Below are 16,876 nucleotides of genomic sequence, written 5' to 3'. Positions count from 1 at the left end.
CGTCAATCACGCACGAATTCCCGCTTTCAGAAGACCAATGGGCAGAGTACTCCTTTGTCCATGACTTTTGCCTCGCCAGAAGATGCCGGCGTCAGCCACGCCAACCGCAATGTTGCCATTCTTGTTTTGGCGCAGGCCGTGCTGGGTGCGCAGATGGGAATGGTGTTCACCATTGGTGGCTTGGCCGGGCAGTCGCTGGCCAGCAATGCCTGTTATGCGACCCTGCCGATCTCTTTGATCATTCTGGGGTCTATGCTGACGGCGACACCTCTGTCCGCCATCATGCAGCGCTATGGACGTCGGGTCGGGTTTTATGTCGGGTCGGCAGGGGGAACCATTGGGGCCGTTGTTGGGGCCGCTGGCCTGTATTACGCATCGTTTCCGCTGTTTCTTCTTGGATCACTTTTAACCGGTATCTATATGTCAGCACAGGGTTTTTACCGCTTTGCCGCCACCGATACCGTCAAGCCAGAGCTTCAGCCTAAGGCGATTTCCTATGTCATGGCAGGCGGCCTTGCCGCAGCCATTATCGGGCCGCAACTGGTCAAGGTCACCTCGGACGCTTTTGTCGTTCCGTTTCTAGGGACCTATCTGGGAGTCGTTGTCATCAACCTTCTGGGTTTTGCCCTGTTCGGCTTTCTGGACATCCCAACACCCGCGCGCGCCAGCGATACGACAGTCAAGGGCCGCACCCGGATGGAGCTTTTGCGCACACCCCGCATTGCGGTCGCGGTCATTTGTGCCTCGGTCTCTTACGCGCTGATGAACCTAGTGATGACCTCTACCCCTCTGGCCGTCGTCGGCTGCGGGTTCGAGACTGATAACGCGGCCGATGTGGTCTCTGCCCATGTGTTGGCGATGTTCGCTCCCAGCTTCTTTACCGGCCACCTGATTGCTCGCTTCGGGGTCGAAAAGATCGTTGCACTTGGTCTTGCGATCCTCGGGGCCGCTGGCGTCGTTGGCATGATGGGGGTCGAGCTAGAGAACTTCTTCATCGCGCTGTTCCTATTGGGCGTCGGCTGGAACTTTGGCTTCATCGGAGCCACCAGCATGCTGGCCTCGGCCCACACCCCCGAAGAACGCGGCCGCATTCAGGGCCTGAACGACCTGATCGTCTTTGGCTGTGTTACGCTGGCGTCCTTGTCATCCGGCGGTCTAATGAACTGCGCGGGCGGAACGCCGCAAGAGGGCTGGTTCACCGTCAACATGGCCATGGCCCCGCTATTAATGCTGGCAGGTGGCGCACTAATCTGGCTGGTTCTGCGTCCCACCGAAGAGGCACTCTAATCACCTCCGCAAGGCCTTTTCTACTTTGGACAACATACTAAGAATTTCCTTGGCACCGTCAGCGAGGTTGCGTGCGTTCTTGTAAGATTTAGGAGCATCAGCGCCCGTTGCTTTCACTGCGTCCAGCATCTTTTTATGCTCGCCGGCTATAGCCTTCCAAGACACCTTGAGATCTGAGGTATCCGGAAGCCCTTTAGCAATATTCTTGATTGCCTCACCCTGTGCACGCAGCCCTTTTATAGCCGCGTTGCGCTCTGCGGCTGGTAAGTTCTTCGCGGCGGCAAGTTCTTTTGCCATGACCCTTTGCTCTGAGGCAATCTTTGCGATCTCCATCTCTGCCAGCTTTCGCTGTTTGTCCATTGAGTTGATACGCCCTGCGATCGTTTTCAGCGCACCGGCTAAAGCCCCAATGTCTTTTTCGACCGCTGCTTGGTCGTTGCTGTAGGTATTTAGCGCAGAAGATAGATCCTCAGACGCTTTCATCATCGCGCTGCCTGCCTTCAAGATCGCCGAAGCCCCCCCGGTGATATTTCCTGTGAACAGAGAAACCGCCGCTGAGGCGAGCGCTAGCGTGGGAACTGTAAGCACTTTCCCCGCCGCTTTTACTTTCTTGACATTAAGGTCCTTAAGCTCTTTTTCCTTGGTGGTTTTCACCACCTCCTGCAATGCTTCTTCGGCAAGTTTATGAGCCAGTTTTTCAGACCATTTGGTCCACATTGCCTTTAGGTCAGCTTCTTCTGCCTTTAAAAACTTGGACGCCCTTGCTTGGTCGCCCTTACCTTGGTCAATCTCCTTTTGCAGCACGGCTCCCAAGGCGCGCACCTTGGTCCGCATGTCTTTCAGGAAGTTTCCGGACTTTCGTTCGACCAAGGCATTGAAGGTTTTGTCCATCCCATTGCGCAGTGCCTTACCGGCAGCTGGTGAAGGGGTAACCCCAAGTTTCAAATCGATCCTGCAGGCCATTTCGGTAGGCTCGATAAGTTTATCCGCTTCAGGTTTAACTTTCAGTGTGCAGGTTATCGTGTCTTTGGACCAAACAACGTCGAACATGGGGGCTCCAGAGTTGGCGGGAACTCTGGTTAATGTAGCATTATTTTTCCGTTTTCGCAGGAAAGGTTTCCCGATTTAGCTGCACCAACACGCAAGCCTTCGCCTTTTGCATGTATATGTAGCGAAAGATTGACGGGCTGGACGGCAAAAATGAAAAGGGCCCGCCGAAGCGAGCCCAATCCAAAACTGTTTGCAAAGCGAATTAGCGCTTCGAGAACTGGAACGAACGACGCGCTTTGCGGCGACCGAACTTCTTACGTTCAACAACACGGCTGTCGCGGGTCAGGAAGCCAGCGGCTTTCAGCGGCGAGCGCAGCGACGGATCGAACAGCTGCAGCGCTTTCGAGATACCGTGCTTAACCGCACCGGCCTGACCAGACAGACCGCCGCCTTTAACGGTGGCGTTCACGTCGAACTGGTCTTCAACACCAGCAACAGTGAACGGCTGGCGCAGGATCATCTGCAGAACCGGACGTGCGAAGTATTCGGACTGGTCCTTGCCGTTGACGATGACCTTGCCGGAACCCGGCTTGATCCAGACACGGGCAACAGCGTCTTTACGCTTACCGGTGGCATAGGAACGACCCAGTTCGTCACGAACAGGCTCACGAGGAGCGGCGATCTCGGCAACCACGGCCTCGTCACCACCGGCGACGGCGTTCAGCTCGTCCAGGGATTTGATTTCTTCAGCCATGATTAGCTCCGGGTGTTTTTCGGGTTCATGGACTTAACGTCCAGGACTTCGGGGTTCTGAGCTTCGTGACCGTGCTCGGTACCGGCGTATACACGCAGGTTGGTCATCAGCTTACGGCTCAGCTTGTTGCCGGGCAGCATGCGCTGAACGGCTTTCATGACGACACGCTCGGGGTGCTCACCCTCGATGATCTGGCGCATGGTGCGCTCTTTGATGCCGCCCGGGTGGCCGGTGTGCCAGTAGAATTTCTTGTCGTCACGCTTCTTGCCGGTCAGTTGAACCTTGTCGGCGTTGATGATGATGACGTTGTCGCCCATATCCATGTGCGGAGTGAAGGACGCCTTGTGCTTACCGCGCAGGCGCATGGCAACGATCGAAGCAAGACGGCCCAGAACAACGCCTTCTGCGTCGATCAGGATCCATTTCTTGTCGATGTCTGCCGGAGTTGCAGAGAAAGTTTTCATCGTGTTGGCCCTATGGCTTCGGGGCGGAAATCACCCCGGATAACTTGGATGGGCGTGTTCTAAGGATTTTGAAAGTGCAGTCAAGCGCTGCTATCATGAATTTATTATGCGAATTCAATGGCTTAAAAAATAGGTATTATTTTACCCCATAAATTTGCACGTATTCTCCGCTCAACCGGTCCGCTCCCGTGTAATTGGCCGAAAATAATTGCCGAAACAGCTTACTCCGACTAAATGCGGCACTCAAACTGTATGAGACCCGACAATGCAAACGCCCTATTACCTGATCGACAAGTCTCGGCTGCTGCCGAACATGGAAAAGATTGCCACCCTGCGTGAAGCGTCCGGGGCAAAAGCGTTGCTTGCCTTGAAGTGTTTTGCCACGTGGTCGGTCTTTGACATGATGTCCGAGTATATGGACGGCACCACGTCGTCCTCGCTGTTCGAGGTCAAACTTGGCCGCGAAAAGTTCCCCGGGGAAACCCACGCCTATTCCGTGGCTTGGGCGCCGCATGAGATGGCCGAGGTACTGGCCAACTCTGACAAGATCATCTTCAACTCGGCGCAGCAGTTGACCCGCTTCGAAGAGGAAAGCCGTTCTCACCTCTGCGGGCTGCGCGTGAACCCCGGCGTGTCGACCAGCGATTTCGATCTGGCAGACCCTTCCCGGCCCTTCTCTCGACTGGGTGAACATGCGCCCGAAGGGATCGAGCCTGTGGCCGATTTGATTAGTGGCTTCATGTTTCACAACAACTGCGAGAACGATGATTTTGATCGCTTCGCCGAAATGCTAGATCATATTGAGGATCGTTTTGGCAGCCTGATCCGCCGAATGAACTGGATCTCGCTTGGGGGTGGCATTCACTTCACGGGCGAAGGTTATCCGCTGGATCGGTTGGCGGAGCGTCTGAAACGGTTTGCCGGAGAGAACGAGGTTCAAGTTTATCTGGAACCCGGAGAGGCCGCGATCACCAACTCCACCACCTTGGAGGTGACCGTTCTCGACACGCTATTCAACGGTAAGAACCTTGCCATCGTCGACAGCTCGATCGAGGCGCATATGCTGGACCTGTTAATCTATCGAGAAAGCGCCAAGGTGTCCCCGAATGAGGGCCCAGAGGAATGGATGATCTGCGGAAAATCCTGCCTTGCAGGCGACATCTTCGGAGAGTTTCGCTTTCCTGCGCCGCTCAAACCCGGCGACCGGTTATCGATTCAGGATGCCGCGGGTTACACAATGGTGAAGAAAAATTGGTTTAATGGTGTAAAGATGCCTGCTATCGCCCTCCGCGAATTGGACGGGTCGGTACGTATGGTACGCGACTTCACCTATGACGATTTCGCGGCAGCCTTGTCGTGAGTGAACCGCCCTCTCGGGCACGCAACGGATCAATTCCAAAGGGGGTTTCCTGAATTGAAAAAGAACGTTCTCATCATCGGCGCCGGCGGCGTCGCTCAGGTCGTGGCGCATAAATGCGCTCAGAACAACGATGTGCTAGGCGAGATTCACCTTGCCAGCCGGACGCTTAGCAAATGCGAGGCGATCCTTGAGTCCGTCCATGAAAAGGGCGCGATGAAACAGACGGGCGTTCTGAAGGCCCATCAGGTAGACGCGACCGACAGCGCGGCTGTGGCGCAGCTGATCCGGGACACCGGCACCCAGATCGTCATCAACGTTGGCACCGCTTTCGTAAACATGCACGTGCTGGAGGCCTGTATCGAAACTGGCGCGGCCTATATCGATACGGCGATTCACGAAGAGCCTGACAAGATCTGTGAAACTCCGCCGTGGTACGCAAACTATGAATGGAAACGCCGCGATCGCTGTGCAGAAAACGGCATTACAGCCATTCTGGGTGCAGGCTTTGACCCGGGCGTCGTAAACGCCTTTGCACGTTTTGGCATCGACCAGATGGATGACGTGAAATCGATCGATATCATCGACATCAACGCAGGCTCGCACGGCAAATACTTCGCCACCAATTTCGACCCCGAGATTAACTTCCGAGAGTTCACGGGCGTTGTCTATTCGTGGCAGAACGGCGCATGGAACGAGAACAAAATGTTCGAGGTGCCCAAGATCTGGGACATGCCTGTCGTCGGCCCGTCGCAGTCCTATATGTCCGGTCATGACGAGGTTCAAAGCCTTGCGGTGAACTATCCGCAGGCCGACGTACGTTTCTGGATGGGGTTTGGCGATCACTACATCAACGTCTTCACAGTTCTAAAAAGCATCGGCCTGCTGTCTGAGCAGCCCGTTATGACCGCAGAAGGACAAGAGGTCATTCCGCTGAAAGTGGTCAAAGCTTGCTTGCCCGACCCGTCGTCGCTGGCACCGGATTACACCGGCAAAACCAGCATCGGGACCCTGGTCAAAGGCGACAAGGATGGGCGTGAGGTCGAGATATTCGTCTACAACGTCGCGGACCACAAAGAGGCCTATAACGAGGTCGGCAGCCAAGGCATCAGCTACACCGCTGGCGTGCCGCCGGTTGCGGCGGCGATGCTGGTGGCAAACGGCGACTGGGACACCAAGACCATGGTCAATGTCGAGGAACTGGACCCAAAGCCCTTCTTTGCCCTGCTCGATCAGATCGGTCTTCCAATCCGCATGCAGGTCGGCGGCCTTGGTGGCGAAGACAAGGCGTGGAACGAAGAGTTCACGCTTTAAGACTTTCGGCGTCGCCCCTCGGGCGGCGCCCTACCCCTTGGGCGGGATCGAATAGGTCATGTTGACCCGCGCGACCGGGGCCTCGTTCCCTTCGGAATAAAGAAGGCCATCGACAACCGCCAAAGCGCGCCCAAGTTTCAGAATTTTGACTTTGCAAAGCAGATCCGCATCAGCCTCGGGCTTGCGCATGAAATCGATGGTGGCATTCGTGGTGACGGTCAGCGCCTTCGGCCCGATCATCGCAAGAATGGCCACATAGACCCCCAGATCCGCCAAGGTGAACATCGTCGGCCCCGATACCGTCCCTCCCGGCCGCAGATGTCGATAGGCCACAGGCATACGCACATCGGCCTCCATCGGGCCAATTCGATCGATGACGAAATCATCCTTCACCTGCGGCATCTCACGCGCGATGAATTCGGTCAATTCGTCTTTGGTCATGACAGGTTGCATCAACTCAGACCCCATAGAGAGCGCCGAACTTGGCGTCGAGATAATCCAACAGCGGCGCCTCGGTCGGGGCTTGCCCACAGGCCTTTGTCACGACTTCAACCGGAGTGTACAGCCCGCCATATTGTTGAAGGTTTTGGCGAAGCCACCCGGTCGCCCCACTGGTGTCTCCTTCGGCTAATTGACCATCGAGATCGGGTAAATCAGCACGCAGCGCCTTGTTCAGACAACCAGCATAAACATTGCCCAGACTGTAGGTCGGGAAATAACCGAACAGACCCACCGACCAATGCACGTCCTGCAAGACGCCGTTCGAAGGCCTGTCGACCGCAACGCCAAAGTCGGCTTCAAAGCGGCTGTTCCACGCCGCTTCCAGATCCGCGACATCCAGATCACCTGAAATCAGAGCGCGTTCCAGATCAAAGCGCATCATGATGTGCAGGTTGTAATGGACCTCGTCCGCCTCGGTCCGGATATAGCCGGAATGCACGCGATTGACGGCCGCATAGAACGCCTGTGCATCCGCTGCACCGGCGTGGCCGAAACGGTCCTGCATCTGGTTGAACAGGTAGCCTGTAAAGGCTTGGCTTCGACCCAGTTGGTTTTCGTAAATCCGGCTTTGGCTTTCGTGCACACCCATCGAAACGCCAGCCCCGAGGGGGGTCAGCAAATGGGCGTCGTCGATCCCCTGTTCATAACAGGCATGGCCGACCTCGTGAATTGTCGAATACAGGCAATTGAACGGGTCGGCTTCATCAACCCGCGTGGTGATCCGAACGTCATGTCCCGACCCGCTAGAGAACGGATGCACGGCCTTGTCGATCCGACCATGGTTGAAGTCGTAGCCAAAGACTTTTGCGATGTTATTGGACAGAGCCAATTGCGTATCGGCGTCAAAACGGCCAGTTAGTCCCGCCGGGGAACGTTCGCTTCCCATGACCCGTTCGCGAAGGGCGACAAGTCGCGGGCGCATCCGGTCGAACATAGCGGCGATATCGGCACTTGTTGCGTCGGGCTCGTACCCATCCAGAAGCGCGTCATAAAGGCTTCCACCATCGGCCAAGGCTGCGGCCTCTTCACGGCGCAGCGCGACAACCTCTGTCAGGATCGGCAGGAAGTGGGCAACGTCGTCGTTTGCGCGCGCCTCGGCCCAGATGCCCTGCGCCCGGCTTGTCACGCGAGCAAGTTGCGCGGCCAGATCGGCGGGGACCTTGGTCGCGCGATCATACGAACGCCGGATGTGACGCAGGTTCGCAGCGCCAACCGCGTCCAACTCTTCGCCTTCCAAACCAGCCAGCCAATCGCCAACGCGTGGATCGGTGCGCCGAGCGTGAAGAACGCTTTCCATCGCGCCCATTTCCTCGGCGCGTTGTTCGACCGCGCCTCGGGGCATCACGGTTTCCTGGTCCCATCCAAGACGGCCTGCCACTTGGGCCAAAGCTTCTGTCTCGCGCTGAAAACCCATCAGGTCGTCATAGACAGCCATGAATTAGCCTCTTACGGATTGGGCCAAGGGGAACTGCGACAGGAACCGCGCACGCAGGATCAGCACCCACAGAACCACAGCGCCTAGCTGGTGCAGGATCGCTAGTTCCAGCGGCGCAGAGTGCATGACGGTCACGATGCCAAGAACCATCTGAAGCAGCATCATCCCGATCACGGCTGCAAACGCGGCGCGGGTCTTGTCATTTCCCGACTGGCGAGAGCGCCGCCAGACAACGATTCCGAAGATGAACAGCAGATATCCGGCGACCCGGTGCAGGAATTGCACTGTGCCGTCGTTCTCGAAGAAGTTGCGCCAGATCGGCTGAAGCTCCCACATGCCGGGCGGAGTGATCCCACCGGCCATCAGCGGCCAATCGATATAGTTTCGGCCCGCGTCGATCCCGGCCACAAGCGCGCCCAGTAGGATTTGCAAAAAGCTGAAATGCAAAAGGCCCGTCGACATCGAGAACAGCTTGGCCTCGCGGTTACGCCGTGCCTGCATCAGGTCGGCCTCTGGCCGCCCCATGGCGAACACATACCACGCGATGAACCCAAGAATGACGAAGGCCAGACCAAGGTGTGTGGCAAGGCGGTAAGAGGCTACGTCCAGCATCTCTCCGCCCAGACCAGAGGAGACCATCCACCAGCCGATCGCGCCCTGAAGCCCGCCAAGTACACCAAGCAGCGCTAGGCGCCCGGTCCAGCCGGTTGGGATTTGTCGCGCGGCCAAGAATCCGAAGAACCCAAGCGCCCAGACTAGGCCAACCGTGCGGCCAAGCTGACGATGGCCCCACTCCCACCAGAAGATCACCTTGAACTCTGACAGCGACATCCCTTTGTTTTGCAACTGATATTCGGGGATCTGCTTGTATTTCTCAAACTCTTCGGTCCACGCCGTTTCAGACATCGGTGGCAGGGCCCCGGTCACCGGTTTCCACTCGGTGATCGACAGGCCAGAGTCGGTCAGGCGGGTAAGGCCGCCGACGACGATCATCGCCACAACCATCGCAAACAGCACCATGAGCCACGCGCGGATCAAACCGCGCGCACCCTTGCGCGCTTTGTCGATCACGCCGGTCTCTGCCGGTGTGTCTTTCGGCTTGTCGCCTGCAACCTCTTCAAAAATCGAGCGTTTCTGAGCCATCTTGCCCCCTCGTGTCTTTGGGCTTGAACCTAGGGCCCGACAGGCCCCGCCGCAAGTCAGTCGCCGCGTTCTTTCCAGCGCACCATTTGCCGCAGCATGCCATGGAAAGTCTGCACATCCGCGCGGGTCAGCGGCATCCGGGACCACAGGTTACGCAGGTTCTGCTTCATCCCCTCGGCCTTGGTCTCGGGGAAGAAGAAACCAGCCTGCTCCATCCGTTCTTCAAAGTGGTCACCCAGCTTCTGGATCTCCAGCTTGCTTGCGAACTCTGTCTTGGCCAGCTCCATCACCTCGGGCACCACGTTTTCTGTCTGGCGACGCCATTCATAGGCGGTCAGCAGCACACATTGCGCAAGGTTCAACGAGGCGAATTCGGGGTTCACAGGGACCGAGATAATCGCGTTGGCCCGGGCGATATCATCGTTCTCCAGACCGGCGCGTTCGGGGCCGAATAGAACGGCGACCTTCTTGCCCTCGCCGATCATCGCGCGGGCCTGCTCCATCGCGCGTTCAGGCGTGACAACCGGCTTGGTCAGCCCCCGAGGTCGCGCAGTCGTCGCGAAGACATAATCGCAGTCAGCCAACGCTTCGTCCGTCCCGCCGAAAAGCCCGGCTTCGTCCAACAGGCGCCCTGCCCCGCTGGCCATGGCAACAGCTTTTTGGTTCGGCCAGCCATCGCGCGGCTCGACGACCCGCATCCGGTCGAGGCCGAAGTTCCACATGGCACGGGCAGCACCACCGATGTTTTCGCCCATTTGCGGACGGACAAGTACAAAGGCAGGTTGCGGGCGGTAGGTCTCTGTCATCGAATTTCTGTTCCCCAGTTGTCGCGGCGTGATACGCTGGATAACCCAACAGGACAAGGAGGCCCGCATGGCATATGACGAAGGACTTGCCACGATCCTGCGCGATGACCTGACCGAAATGCCGGGGATCACAGAAAAGAAAATGTTCGGCGGCCTGTGTTTCCTTTTGAACGGCAACATGCTGTGCGGCGTTCACAAAGATGGCGCTATGTTCCGCGTTGGTAAGGACAACGAGGCTGAGGCAATGGCAATCGACGGCGCCGGCCCAATGGAATTCACCGGCCGCAAGATGGGTGGAATGATTGATGTCTCAGACGATGGCTTGGTCGATGACGCGTCCCGCGCAGAATGGTTGCGCCTGTCGCTGGATTTCGTCAAACCAATGCCAGCAAAGTAGCCAAAGCGCGAATTCCCCGCTATAGGGGCGGAAATCAAGTTCAAGGAGCCCAAGAATGGCCGAGATCGAGCGCCCTCAGATTTACCTGATCACCCCGCCAGAGTTCGAGCTTTCCGACTTTCCCGGCAAGCTGGCCGCTGTTCTGGACGCGCATGAGATCGCCTGTATCCGCCTGTCCATGGCGACAAAGGACGAAGACCGCGTGGCCCGCGCCGCAGATGCGCTGCGCGAAGTGGCCCACGCCCGCGACATCGCCATTGCCATCGACAGCCATGTCCAACTGGTTGAACGGCTTGGGTTGGACGGGGTTCATCTGACCGACGGCGCGCGCTCTGTTCGCGCCACCCGTAAAGAGCTGGGTGCAGACGCGATTGTCGGGGCATATTGTGGAACATCCCGTCATGATGGGATGAACGCGGGTGAAGCCGGTGCAGACTATGTCAGCTTCGGCCCGGTGACGGCCAGCAGCCTTGGCGACGGTTCAGTCGCCCCGCTGGACCTGTTCCAATGGTGGTCGGAAATGATCGAAGTGCCAGTTGTTGCCGAGGGCGGACTGAATGAAGAAGTCATCAGAACCCTTTCCCCTGCAACGGATTTCTTTGGTATCGGGGAGGAAATTTGGTCGACCGAAGACCCGGCGAAAGCCCTCGGCCAATTCATCGCCGCGATGAGCTAAGCCTAGTACTTCGACAAGTATTCCAAAGCTGCCGCGTGGATTTCAGGGCTCGCGGCGGCGACTACCCGCCCCCCATCGTGGGCCGGGCCACCTTTCCAATTGGTAACAATTCCGCCGGCGGCCTCGATCACACCGATCGGGGCGCAAATGTCGTAGGACTGCAACCCTGCCTCAACCACCAAGTCGATCTGCCCTGACGCCAGTAGCGCATAGGCATAACAGTCCATCCCATATCGTGTCAGGCGGCAATTCCTTGCCAGTTCATGGAAAGCTTTCTGTTCTTCTGGCGATCCTACTTCCGGAAAAGTAGTAAAAATCGTGGCTTCAGACAGTTTGTCGCGACGCCTGGCCTTCAACTGTGCGCTTCCGTGAGGGCCTGACATTTGAGCGACCCCGTTGGCGCCAATAAACCGCTCTCCGATATAGGGTTGATCGATCAAACCCAGCACCGGCCCAAACGCGTTGTTAACTGCGATCAGAACTCCCCAGGTCGGCGTACCGGACATGTAGGCACGGGTTCCGTCGATCGGGTCCAGAACCCAGGTCAGTCCTGTCGTGCCTTCCTTGTTGCCGAATTCTTCTCCTAGGATGCCATCGTCGGGGCGCAGTTCAGCAAGAAGGTCGCGCATTGCGACTTCACATTCCCTGTCGGCCTGCGTGACGGGGTCGAAGCCGCCGTCCAATTTGTTGTCCACGGTCAGTTCGGCCCGAAAATGGCGGAGGGTCGCCTTTCGGGCGGCATCTGCCAAGGCATTGGCAGTTTGGATCAGGGCTGGATAGTCGATCTGGTCCATAGCGGTCCCCGGACATAGAAAAGGCGCAGCATACATGCCGCGCCTACCGCTAAGTCATTGAGTGGTCAAGTCGCGGCTTAGGCCGCGTCGCTTAGCACCCGTGCCAGATCGAACAAACGACGACGCTGGTTTTCGGGGATAGCATAGTAAGAACGAACCAGTTCAAGCGCTTCCTTGTCAGAAAGAATGTCGGCCGGAACCGAGACGCCCTCTTTCTGGTTCTGGGCATGCTCAATGCCCTCGAAGAAGAAGCTGACAGGCACTTCTAGCGCTTCAGAGATATCCCAAAGACGCGAGGCGCTGACGCGGTTCATCCCAGTTTCGTATTTTTGAATTTGTTGGAATTTAATACCGACACGCTCTGCAAGCTGTTGTTGGGTCATACCCACCATCCAGCGGCGATGACGAATTCTTTTACCGACGTGAACATCCACGGGGTGCTTCATATTTACGCTCCACTACCATGGCCAAGGATAGGTTAAGACTCACCTTCCAATCGGCGTGGTTTATTTCCAATTCCGAATACTACCAGAGAGTATAGCAATATTCGCTTCAACACCATCATAAAACTTACAAAGTACCAGTTAATAACCCTTACGTAGGGTCATGTTTTGCATTTTGCAACTTACACGCATAAATTGTTTTGCATTTTGCAATAACCTGCGGCGTCCTGTCCCCAATTCGCTCTGGATGCTTCGCGCTTAGCGAAATAGTGTCCGTCAAAAGGAGCACCAAATGAAAGCGTTCTGCGTCACAAGTTTCGAATCCCCACCCGATTTCATGGAGATCGAGCGGCCTGCTCCCGATAAAAACGAAGTGCTCTTAAGAATCGGTGCATGCGGATTGAATTTCGCCGACCTGCTCATGCTAGAGGGGAAATACCAAGAGACACCGACGCCACCATTCGTCCCTGGACTTGAGGTCGCGGGCACTGTTGTGGCCGTTGGTGAGAACGTCGATCCTGCGCTGGAAGGCAAGCGTGTTGCGGTCTTTGGCGGGTCTGGGGGTCTGGCGGAATACGGCGCGTTTCCGGCAGACCGCTGCATCCCCCTGCCCGACCAGATGACTATGGCCGAGGCCGCCGGCTTTCAGGTCGCTTACGGCACCAGCCATGTCGCACTGGATCATAAGGCAAAGCTGCAGCTCGGCGAGACGCTTCTGGTTCTGGGCGCCGCGGGTGGCGTCGGACTGACCGCCGTGGAGATCGGCAAACGCATGGGTGCGACCGTTATCGCCTGCGCACGCGGCGCCAACAAACTGGCCGTCGCCAAAGCCGCTGGTGCAGATCACGTGATCGACAGCGAGACCGAAGACCTGCGTGGCGAGTTGAAGGCCCTTGGCGGCGTGGACGTCATCTATGACGCCGTTGGTGGAGAGCTTTGCGAAACAGCCTTCCGAGCCTGCAAACCAGAAGCCCGCATTCTGATCATCGGCTTCGCCAGCGGTCGCCCACCAGTGATCAAGCCAAACCATTTGCTGGTAAAAAATGTCTCAATGCTCGGACTATACTGGGGTGGTTACCTGAAGTTCCGCCCCCAAGTCCTGACCGACAGCATGGCGCAGCTGTTCGACTGGTATAAAGACGGGGGCCTGAAGCCCCCGATTGGTCACATTTTACCTTTTGACGAAACGCCCGAGGCGTTGGATATGCTCAAAACCCGCCGGTCTACCGGTAAGGTGGTTATCCAACTGCCCTAAGTGGGGTCATCTGCATGTTGTCATAGCCTTGGCGGATAAGCTCTGCCAGGCGCGTGGTCGGGGTGTCATCGCTCTCACTCACATAAAGACCGACGTTCTGAATGGGCAGATCGGGCAATCCGTGACCAACGGGCAGCAATTGAAGCTGCGCGGGTTCTGTGCCCTCCAGCATCACGGTAATGGCCAAATCAGCGCTGACCGTGGCTTCGATGCTGCGGTCCGACTCTGTGTCGATAATCATCTCCCAGCCCAGATCCTCACAATCCAAAGCCGCAATCGCAACGGGACGGAACCGGCAATTACGGCCAAGCGCCACTGGAACCGGGCTTTGCTTCTGAACAGAGCCTCCAGGAGCCCCGACCCAACGCAGCGGGATTGATGTTAGAACTTCTCCGTTTCCGTCGATCTGGTTCTCAGTCGTCAGGATGATGTTGGCCTCCCCGCGCGAGAACTGCTCTTTCAGGCCGGTGGTATAGGACGCAATCAGCTGCACCTTCATCCGCGGAAACTCTGCATTAAAGCGCTGTAGAACCTGTGGGATCACCGGATAGACGATGTCATGCGGCACACCCAAAATGATTTCGCCTTCGTATTTCTGGTCTGTAAGCCGCCCGTAAATCTCATCATTCAATTCGATCATCTTGCGCGCATAGCTCAGCAACTGCTCGCCTGACGAGGTCAGGGCAATCTGACGCGAACTGCGATCCAGCAGTGAAACACCCAGACTTTCCTCAAGACGTTTCAACTGCATCGACACCGCTGATTGGGTCAGGTTCAAGAACCCGGCAGCACGGGTGACACCACCGGTTTCCGCCACGGTGACAAACGAGCGAAGAGAGGTCAGATCTAGGTTTCGGGGCATATCACAAATCCTGATGATAGGTATAAGAACCATTCGTTTGATAAATGAAACACAATCCCGCATATCAATCAAGGAAATTGATGGAACAACACCGATCCACGACAAACCTTGAAGGAGAGAGACATGCAAAACTCGGTTCAGCTTTCACATCGCGCAGCCCTTCGGTCGTCGCACAACCCGCTTCAGCGCGCCTTTTCGGCACTAGAGGTCTATCGCCAGCGCCGCGCCCTGCAGCGTTTGGACGCTCACCTGTTGAAAGATCTTGGCCTAAGCCGCGAAGATGTGGCCGTCGAAAGCCGCAAGTCGCTTTGGTCTGACGTCTAAGGCGCTACTGCGTTGCAAAATTTGGTGAAATCTTCCCGAAACTCGCCACAGAAAACCTTGAAAAAGAAGCCGTCCTAGCCAATATTTGCGCTAAGGGCGGCTTTTCTTATGAAAGCCGTGGAAAACGCAAATGCAAGGAGGCATTGATGGCTGACTTTAACACGATCCGCGCAGGGGCCGAGACGCGCACCGCACAGATCGACGAGGGCCTGCGCGCCCATATGAACAAGGTATACGGCACCATGTCGGTTGGCCTGCTGGTCACCGCACTGGCAGCCTGGGCGATTGGCACCAGCGACCAGCTGGTCATGGCCGTCTTCGGCACACCGCTGAAGTGGCTTGTCATGTTCGCGCCGCTGATCATGGTTTTCGCCTTTGGCGCAATGATCAACCGCCTGTCGGCCGCCGGAGCACAACTATTCTTCTACGCCTTCTCGGCCGTGATGGGCATTTCGATCAGCTACATCTTCGTGGTTTTCACCGGTGTGTCGATCGTACAGACCTTCCTGATCACCTCGGCAGCCTTCGCAGGGCTTAGCCTGTGGGGCTACACCACCAAGAAAGACATTTCTGGTTGGGGTTCGTTCCTGATCATGGGTGTGATCGGTCTGGTCATCGCATCGGTCGTCAACATCTTCCTGCAGTCGCCTGCAATGATGTTCGCGATCTCGGCCATCGGCGTTCTGATCTTCGCGGCGCTGACCGCGTATGACACGCAGAAGATCAAAACCGACTACATCCAGCACGCACATGCGATGGATGAAGAGTGGCTGGCGAAGTCGGCGATCATGGGTGCATTGAACCTGTATCTGGACTTCATCAACCTGTTCATGTTCCTGCTGCAGTTCCTCGGCAATCGCGAGTAACCAAGCGCAGATACGAATACCAAAGGCCGGCTTCACAGCCGGCCTTTTTCGTTACAGGGCGCGTTCCATCAGCACCGAGGGAAACGTGATACCGGGCCTCAGGTCGATACTGACTTCACCCATCGGGCGAAAGCCCAACGACTGGTAGAACGGAACCGCGGTTCTTGTAGACAAGCAGTCCAGCCACTCTGCCCCCGCAGAAGCCGCCTCTTCAAAAATCCTCTGCATCAGAGCCCGACCAACGCCTTGGCGAAGCTTCAGATGATCGGTCACAACGTGGCGGATGTTGCCCCGGCCCCTACGTGGCTGATGCCCTGTCGGTGCTGCAAAAGTCCATCCACCAGCCCCAACGACCCCGTCTGCGTCCTCGACGACATAATAGGTTCCGCAAGTGATCAGGTTTGGGTTGGCCTTGCTGATCAACGGCAGCGCCGTCACCAGAACGGACGGCGGGTAATCCGGTTTCAGCAAGATAGGATAGCTACGGGACAGCAGGACATCGATCGGGGCGATATCCCTTTGCGTTGCGACTCTGATCTCAAAACCATCCATACCAAATAAGATGGACGTCCTAGCCGAAATGAAAAGGCCTGATCGCCCGACCATTAAACGGCGCAGTCGAAGCGACAACCTTCTCGACACGCCTTCCTAGGCTTTGGAGAACTTGACGCGCTTCAATTGGCATCAGTAGGTTTGGCTCGATGTTTAAAGATATTCTTGCAGGGAAATAGCATGGTCGAGACGTCCCGAAACACCCGCGCAAAATTTGGTTTGATTGGCTTCTTTCTGGGCGTGATCAGCCTGCTGGCAATCTTTGTCCAAATCTCGGCCCTGTTTGAACCGGACCCCAAAAGCACCGGCCAGATCATCGGAGAGCTTGCCGCCGACATCAAGAACTCTGCCAAGAATGCTCTGACCGGCCAAGCAACGCCCGAAACACCAGAGCCCGCAATCAGCACCGGACGTATCGTGACGATTCTGGCGCTGTGTGCTGCGGGTGGGGCGATTGTATTGGGTGGGCTGGGCCTTTACCAAAACGAGCCGCACCGCCTACCCTACATGGCCGTAGGCTTTGGGGTATCCGCTTTCATGGCGCAGTATGTGTTTTGGCTGGCGATGCTGATCTGCGGGATAGCACTGCTGATCAGCGTACTGGAAAACCTCGGCAGCATGTTCGAATAGCAAAGCCCAAAAAGAAAAGGCCGCGC

At 56.8% G+C, this 16,876-nt stretch carries 20 protein-coding genes; 9 read left to right on the top strand and 11 right to left on the bottom strand.

Translation table 11 applies throughout. From position 1 onward, the window contains the following. Window positions 1-60 precede the first annotated feature (60 nt). A complete protein-coding gene (locus CLM58_RS12300) occupies window positions 61-1,287 on the top strand; it encodes an MFS transporter (protein ID WP_188720423.1) in 1,227 nt (408 codons plus the stop codon). Here CLM58_RS12300 and CLM58_RS12295 read toward each other — a convergent pair whose 3' ends face one another. The 3 genes from CLM58_RS12295 to rplM form a co-directional block, all read right to left on the bottom strand. After that, window positions 1,288-2,337 carry a hypothetical protein gene (locus CLM58_RS12295; RefSeq protein ID WP_095596201.1) on the bottom strand — a complete coding sequence of 350 codons (1,050 nt, stop codon included), beginning with the start codon at window positions 2,335-2,337 and terminating at the stop codon, window positions 1,288-1,290. A 202-nt stretch (window positions 2,338-2,539) separates the two neighbouring features. Beyond that, window positions 2,540-3,031 carry a 30S ribosomal protein S9 gene (gene rpsI / locus CLM58_RS12290; RefSeq protein WP_095596200.1) on the bottom strand — a complete coding sequence of 164 codons (492 nt, stop codon included), beginning with the start codon at window positions 3,029-3,031 and terminating at the stop codon, window positions 2,540-2,542. Window positions 3,032-3,033: 2 nt separating this feature from the next. Then, window positions 3,034-3,495, bottom strand: a complete 462-nt coding sequence (gene rplM / locus CLM58_RS12285; protein ID WP_095596199.1) for a 50S ribosomal protein L13 — start codon at window positions 3,493-3,495, stop codon at window positions 3,034-3,036. Window positions 3,496-3,760: 265 nt separating this feature from the next. Here rplM and CLM58_RS12280 point away from each other — a divergent pair, with 265 nt between their 5' ends. Both CLM58_RS12280 and CLM58_RS12275 read left to right on the top strand, forming a co-directional pair. Beyond that, window positions 3,761-4,855 (top strand): carboxynorspermidine decarboxylase, encoded by a 1,095-nt coding sequence (locus tag CLM58_RS12280; protein WP_095596198.1) that lies wholly within the window; start codon window positions 3,761-3,763, stop codon window positions 4,853-4,855. Window positions 4,856-4,909: 54 nt separating this feature from the next. Then, window positions 4,910-6,166 carry a saccharopine dehydrogenase family protein gene (locus tag CLM58_RS12275; protein WP_095596197.1) on the top strand — a complete coding sequence of 419 codons (1,257 nt, stop codon included), beginning with the start codon at window positions 4,910-4,912 and terminating at the stop codon, window positions 6,164-6,166. Between the two features lie 30 nt (window positions 6,167-6,196). Here CLM58_RS12275 and CLM58_RS12270 read toward each other — a convergent pair whose 3' ends face one another. Genes CLM58_RS12270 through CLM58_RS12255 form a run of 4 tightly spaced genes read right to left on the bottom strand, consistent with a single transcriptional unit; the run spans window position 6,197 to window position 10,051 of the window. Continuing rightward, complete coding sequence (locus CLM58_RS12270) at window positions 6,197-6,619, bottom strand: PaaI family thioesterase (protein ID WP_095597091.1); 423 nt, start codon at window positions 6,617-6,619, stop codon at window positions 6,197-6,199. 4 nt (window positions 6,620-6,623) lie between these two features. Further along, window positions 6,624-8,102 (bottom strand): carboxypeptidase M32, encoded by a 1,479-nt coding sequence (locus tag CLM58_RS12265; RefSeq protein WP_095596196.1) that lies wholly within the window; start codon window positions 8,100-8,102, stop codon window positions 6,624-6,626. Window positions 8,103-8,105: 3 nt separating this feature from the next. Continuing rightward, a complete protein-coding gene (gene ctaA, locus CLM58_RS12260; protein ID WP_095596195.1) occupies window positions 8,106-9,245 on the bottom strand; it encodes a heme A synthase in 1,140 nt (379 codons plus the stop codon). Window positions 9,246-9,301: 56 nt separating this feature from the next. Then, the gene (locus CLM58_RS12255) at window positions 9,302-10,051 is read right to left on the bottom strand and encodes an RNA methyltransferase (protein ID WP_095596194.1); all 750 of its coding nucleotides are present in this window, start codon (window positions 10,049-10,051) and stop codon (window positions 9,302-9,304) included. A gap of 67 nt (window positions 10,052-10,118) precedes the next feature. Between CLM58_RS12255 and CLM58_RS12250 the strand changes: the two genes are divergently transcribed. Both CLM58_RS12250 and CLM58_RS12245 read left to right on the top strand, forming a co-directional pair. Beyond that, complete coding sequence (locus tag CLM58_RS12250; RefSeq protein WP_095597090.1) at window positions 10,119-10,448, top strand: TfoX/Sxy family protein; 330 nt, start codon at window positions 10,119-10,121, stop codon at window positions 10,446-10,448. 55 nt (window positions 10,449-10,503) lie between these two features. Further along, window positions 10,504-11,124: a thiamine phosphate synthase gene (locus CLM58_RS12245; protein ID WP_095596193.1), complete on the top strand. Its 621-nt coding sequence runs from the start codon at window positions 10,504-10,506 to the stop codon at window positions 11,122-11,124. A 2-nt stretch (window positions 11,125-11,126) separates the two neighbouring features. Here CLM58_RS12245 and hisN read toward each other — a convergent pair whose 3' ends face one another. Both hisN and CLM58_RS12235 read right to left on the bottom strand, forming a co-directional pair. Beyond that, on the bottom strand, window positions 11,127-11,918 hold the full coding sequence (gene hisN / locus CLM58_RS12240; protein WP_095596192.1) for a histidinol-phosphatase: 792 nt from the start codon (window positions 11,916-11,918) through the stop codon (window positions 11,127-11,129). 77 nt (window positions 11,919-11,995) lie between these two features. Beyond that, entirely contained in the window at window positions 11,996-12,364 is a 369-nt protein-coding gene (locus CLM58_RS12235) for a helix-turn-helix domain-containing protein (RefSeq protein ID WP_095596191.1), read from the bottom strand. A gap of 289 nt (window positions 12,365-12,653) precedes the next feature. Here CLM58_RS12235 and CLM58_RS12230 point away from each other — a divergent pair, with 289 nt between their 5' ends. Continuing rightward, the gene (locus CLM58_RS12230; protein ID WP_095596190.1) at window positions 12,654-13,616 is read left to right on the top strand and encodes an NADPH:quinone oxidoreductase family protein; all 963 of its coding nucleotides are present in this window, start codon (window positions 12,654-12,656) and stop codon (window positions 13,614-13,616) included. Here the strand turns inward: CLM58_RS12230 and CLM58_RS12225 are convergent. Further along, window positions 13,600-14,478, bottom strand: coding sequence for a LysR family transcriptional regulator (locus CLM58_RS12225; protein WP_095596189.1), 879 nt, complete (start codon window positions 14,476-14,478; stop codon window positions 13,600-13,602). The two genes, CLM58_RS12230 and CLM58_RS12225, sit on opposite strands and share 17 nt — an antisense overlap. 123 nt (window positions 14,479-14,601) lie before the next feature. Between CLM58_RS12225 and CLM58_RS12220 the strand changes: the two genes are divergently transcribed. Both CLM58_RS12220 and CLM58_RS12215 read left to right on the top strand, forming a co-directional pair. Continuing rightward, complete coding sequence (locus CLM58_RS12220; protein ID WP_095596188.1) at window positions 14,602-14,802, top strand: DUF1127 domain-containing protein; 201 nt, start codon at window positions 14,602-14,604, stop codon at window positions 14,800-14,802. Window positions 14,803-14,948: 146 nt separating this feature from the next. Continuing rightward, window positions 14,949-15,668 carry a Bax inhibitor-1/YccA family protein gene (locus CLM58_RS12215; RefSeq protein WP_095596187.1) on the top strand — a complete coding sequence of 240 codons (720 nt, stop codon included), beginning with the start codon at window positions 14,949-14,951 and terminating at the stop codon, window positions 15,666-15,668. Between the two features lie 51 nt (window positions 15,669-15,719). Here CLM58_RS12215 and CLM58_RS12210 read toward each other — a convergent pair whose 3' ends face one another. Beyond that, a complete protein-coding gene (locus tag CLM58_RS12210) occupies window positions 15,720-16,220 on the bottom strand; it encodes a GNAT family N-acetyltransferase (RefSeq protein WP_095596186.1) in 501 nt (166 codons plus the stop codon). A 180-nt stretch (window positions 16,221-16,400) separates the two neighbouring features. On the opposite strand from CLM58_RS12210, the gene CLM58_RS12205 reads away from it, so the two are divergent. Beyond that, window positions 16,401-16,850, top strand: coding sequence for a hypothetical protein (locus CLM58_RS12205; protein WP_095596185.1), 450 nt, complete (start codon window positions 16,401-16,403; stop codon window positions 16,848-16,850). Window positions 16,851-16,876 lie beyond the last annotated feature (26 nt).

It is taken from the genome of Actibacterium pelagium, assembly GCF_002285415.1.
Lineage (GTDB): Bacteria > Pseudomonadota > Alphaproteobacteria > Rhodobacterales > Rhodobacteraceae > Actibacterium_B > Actibacterium_B pelagium.
Note: the sequence above shows the minus strand (reverse complement) of the source record. Positions and strands in the feature narration are given on the sequence as shown.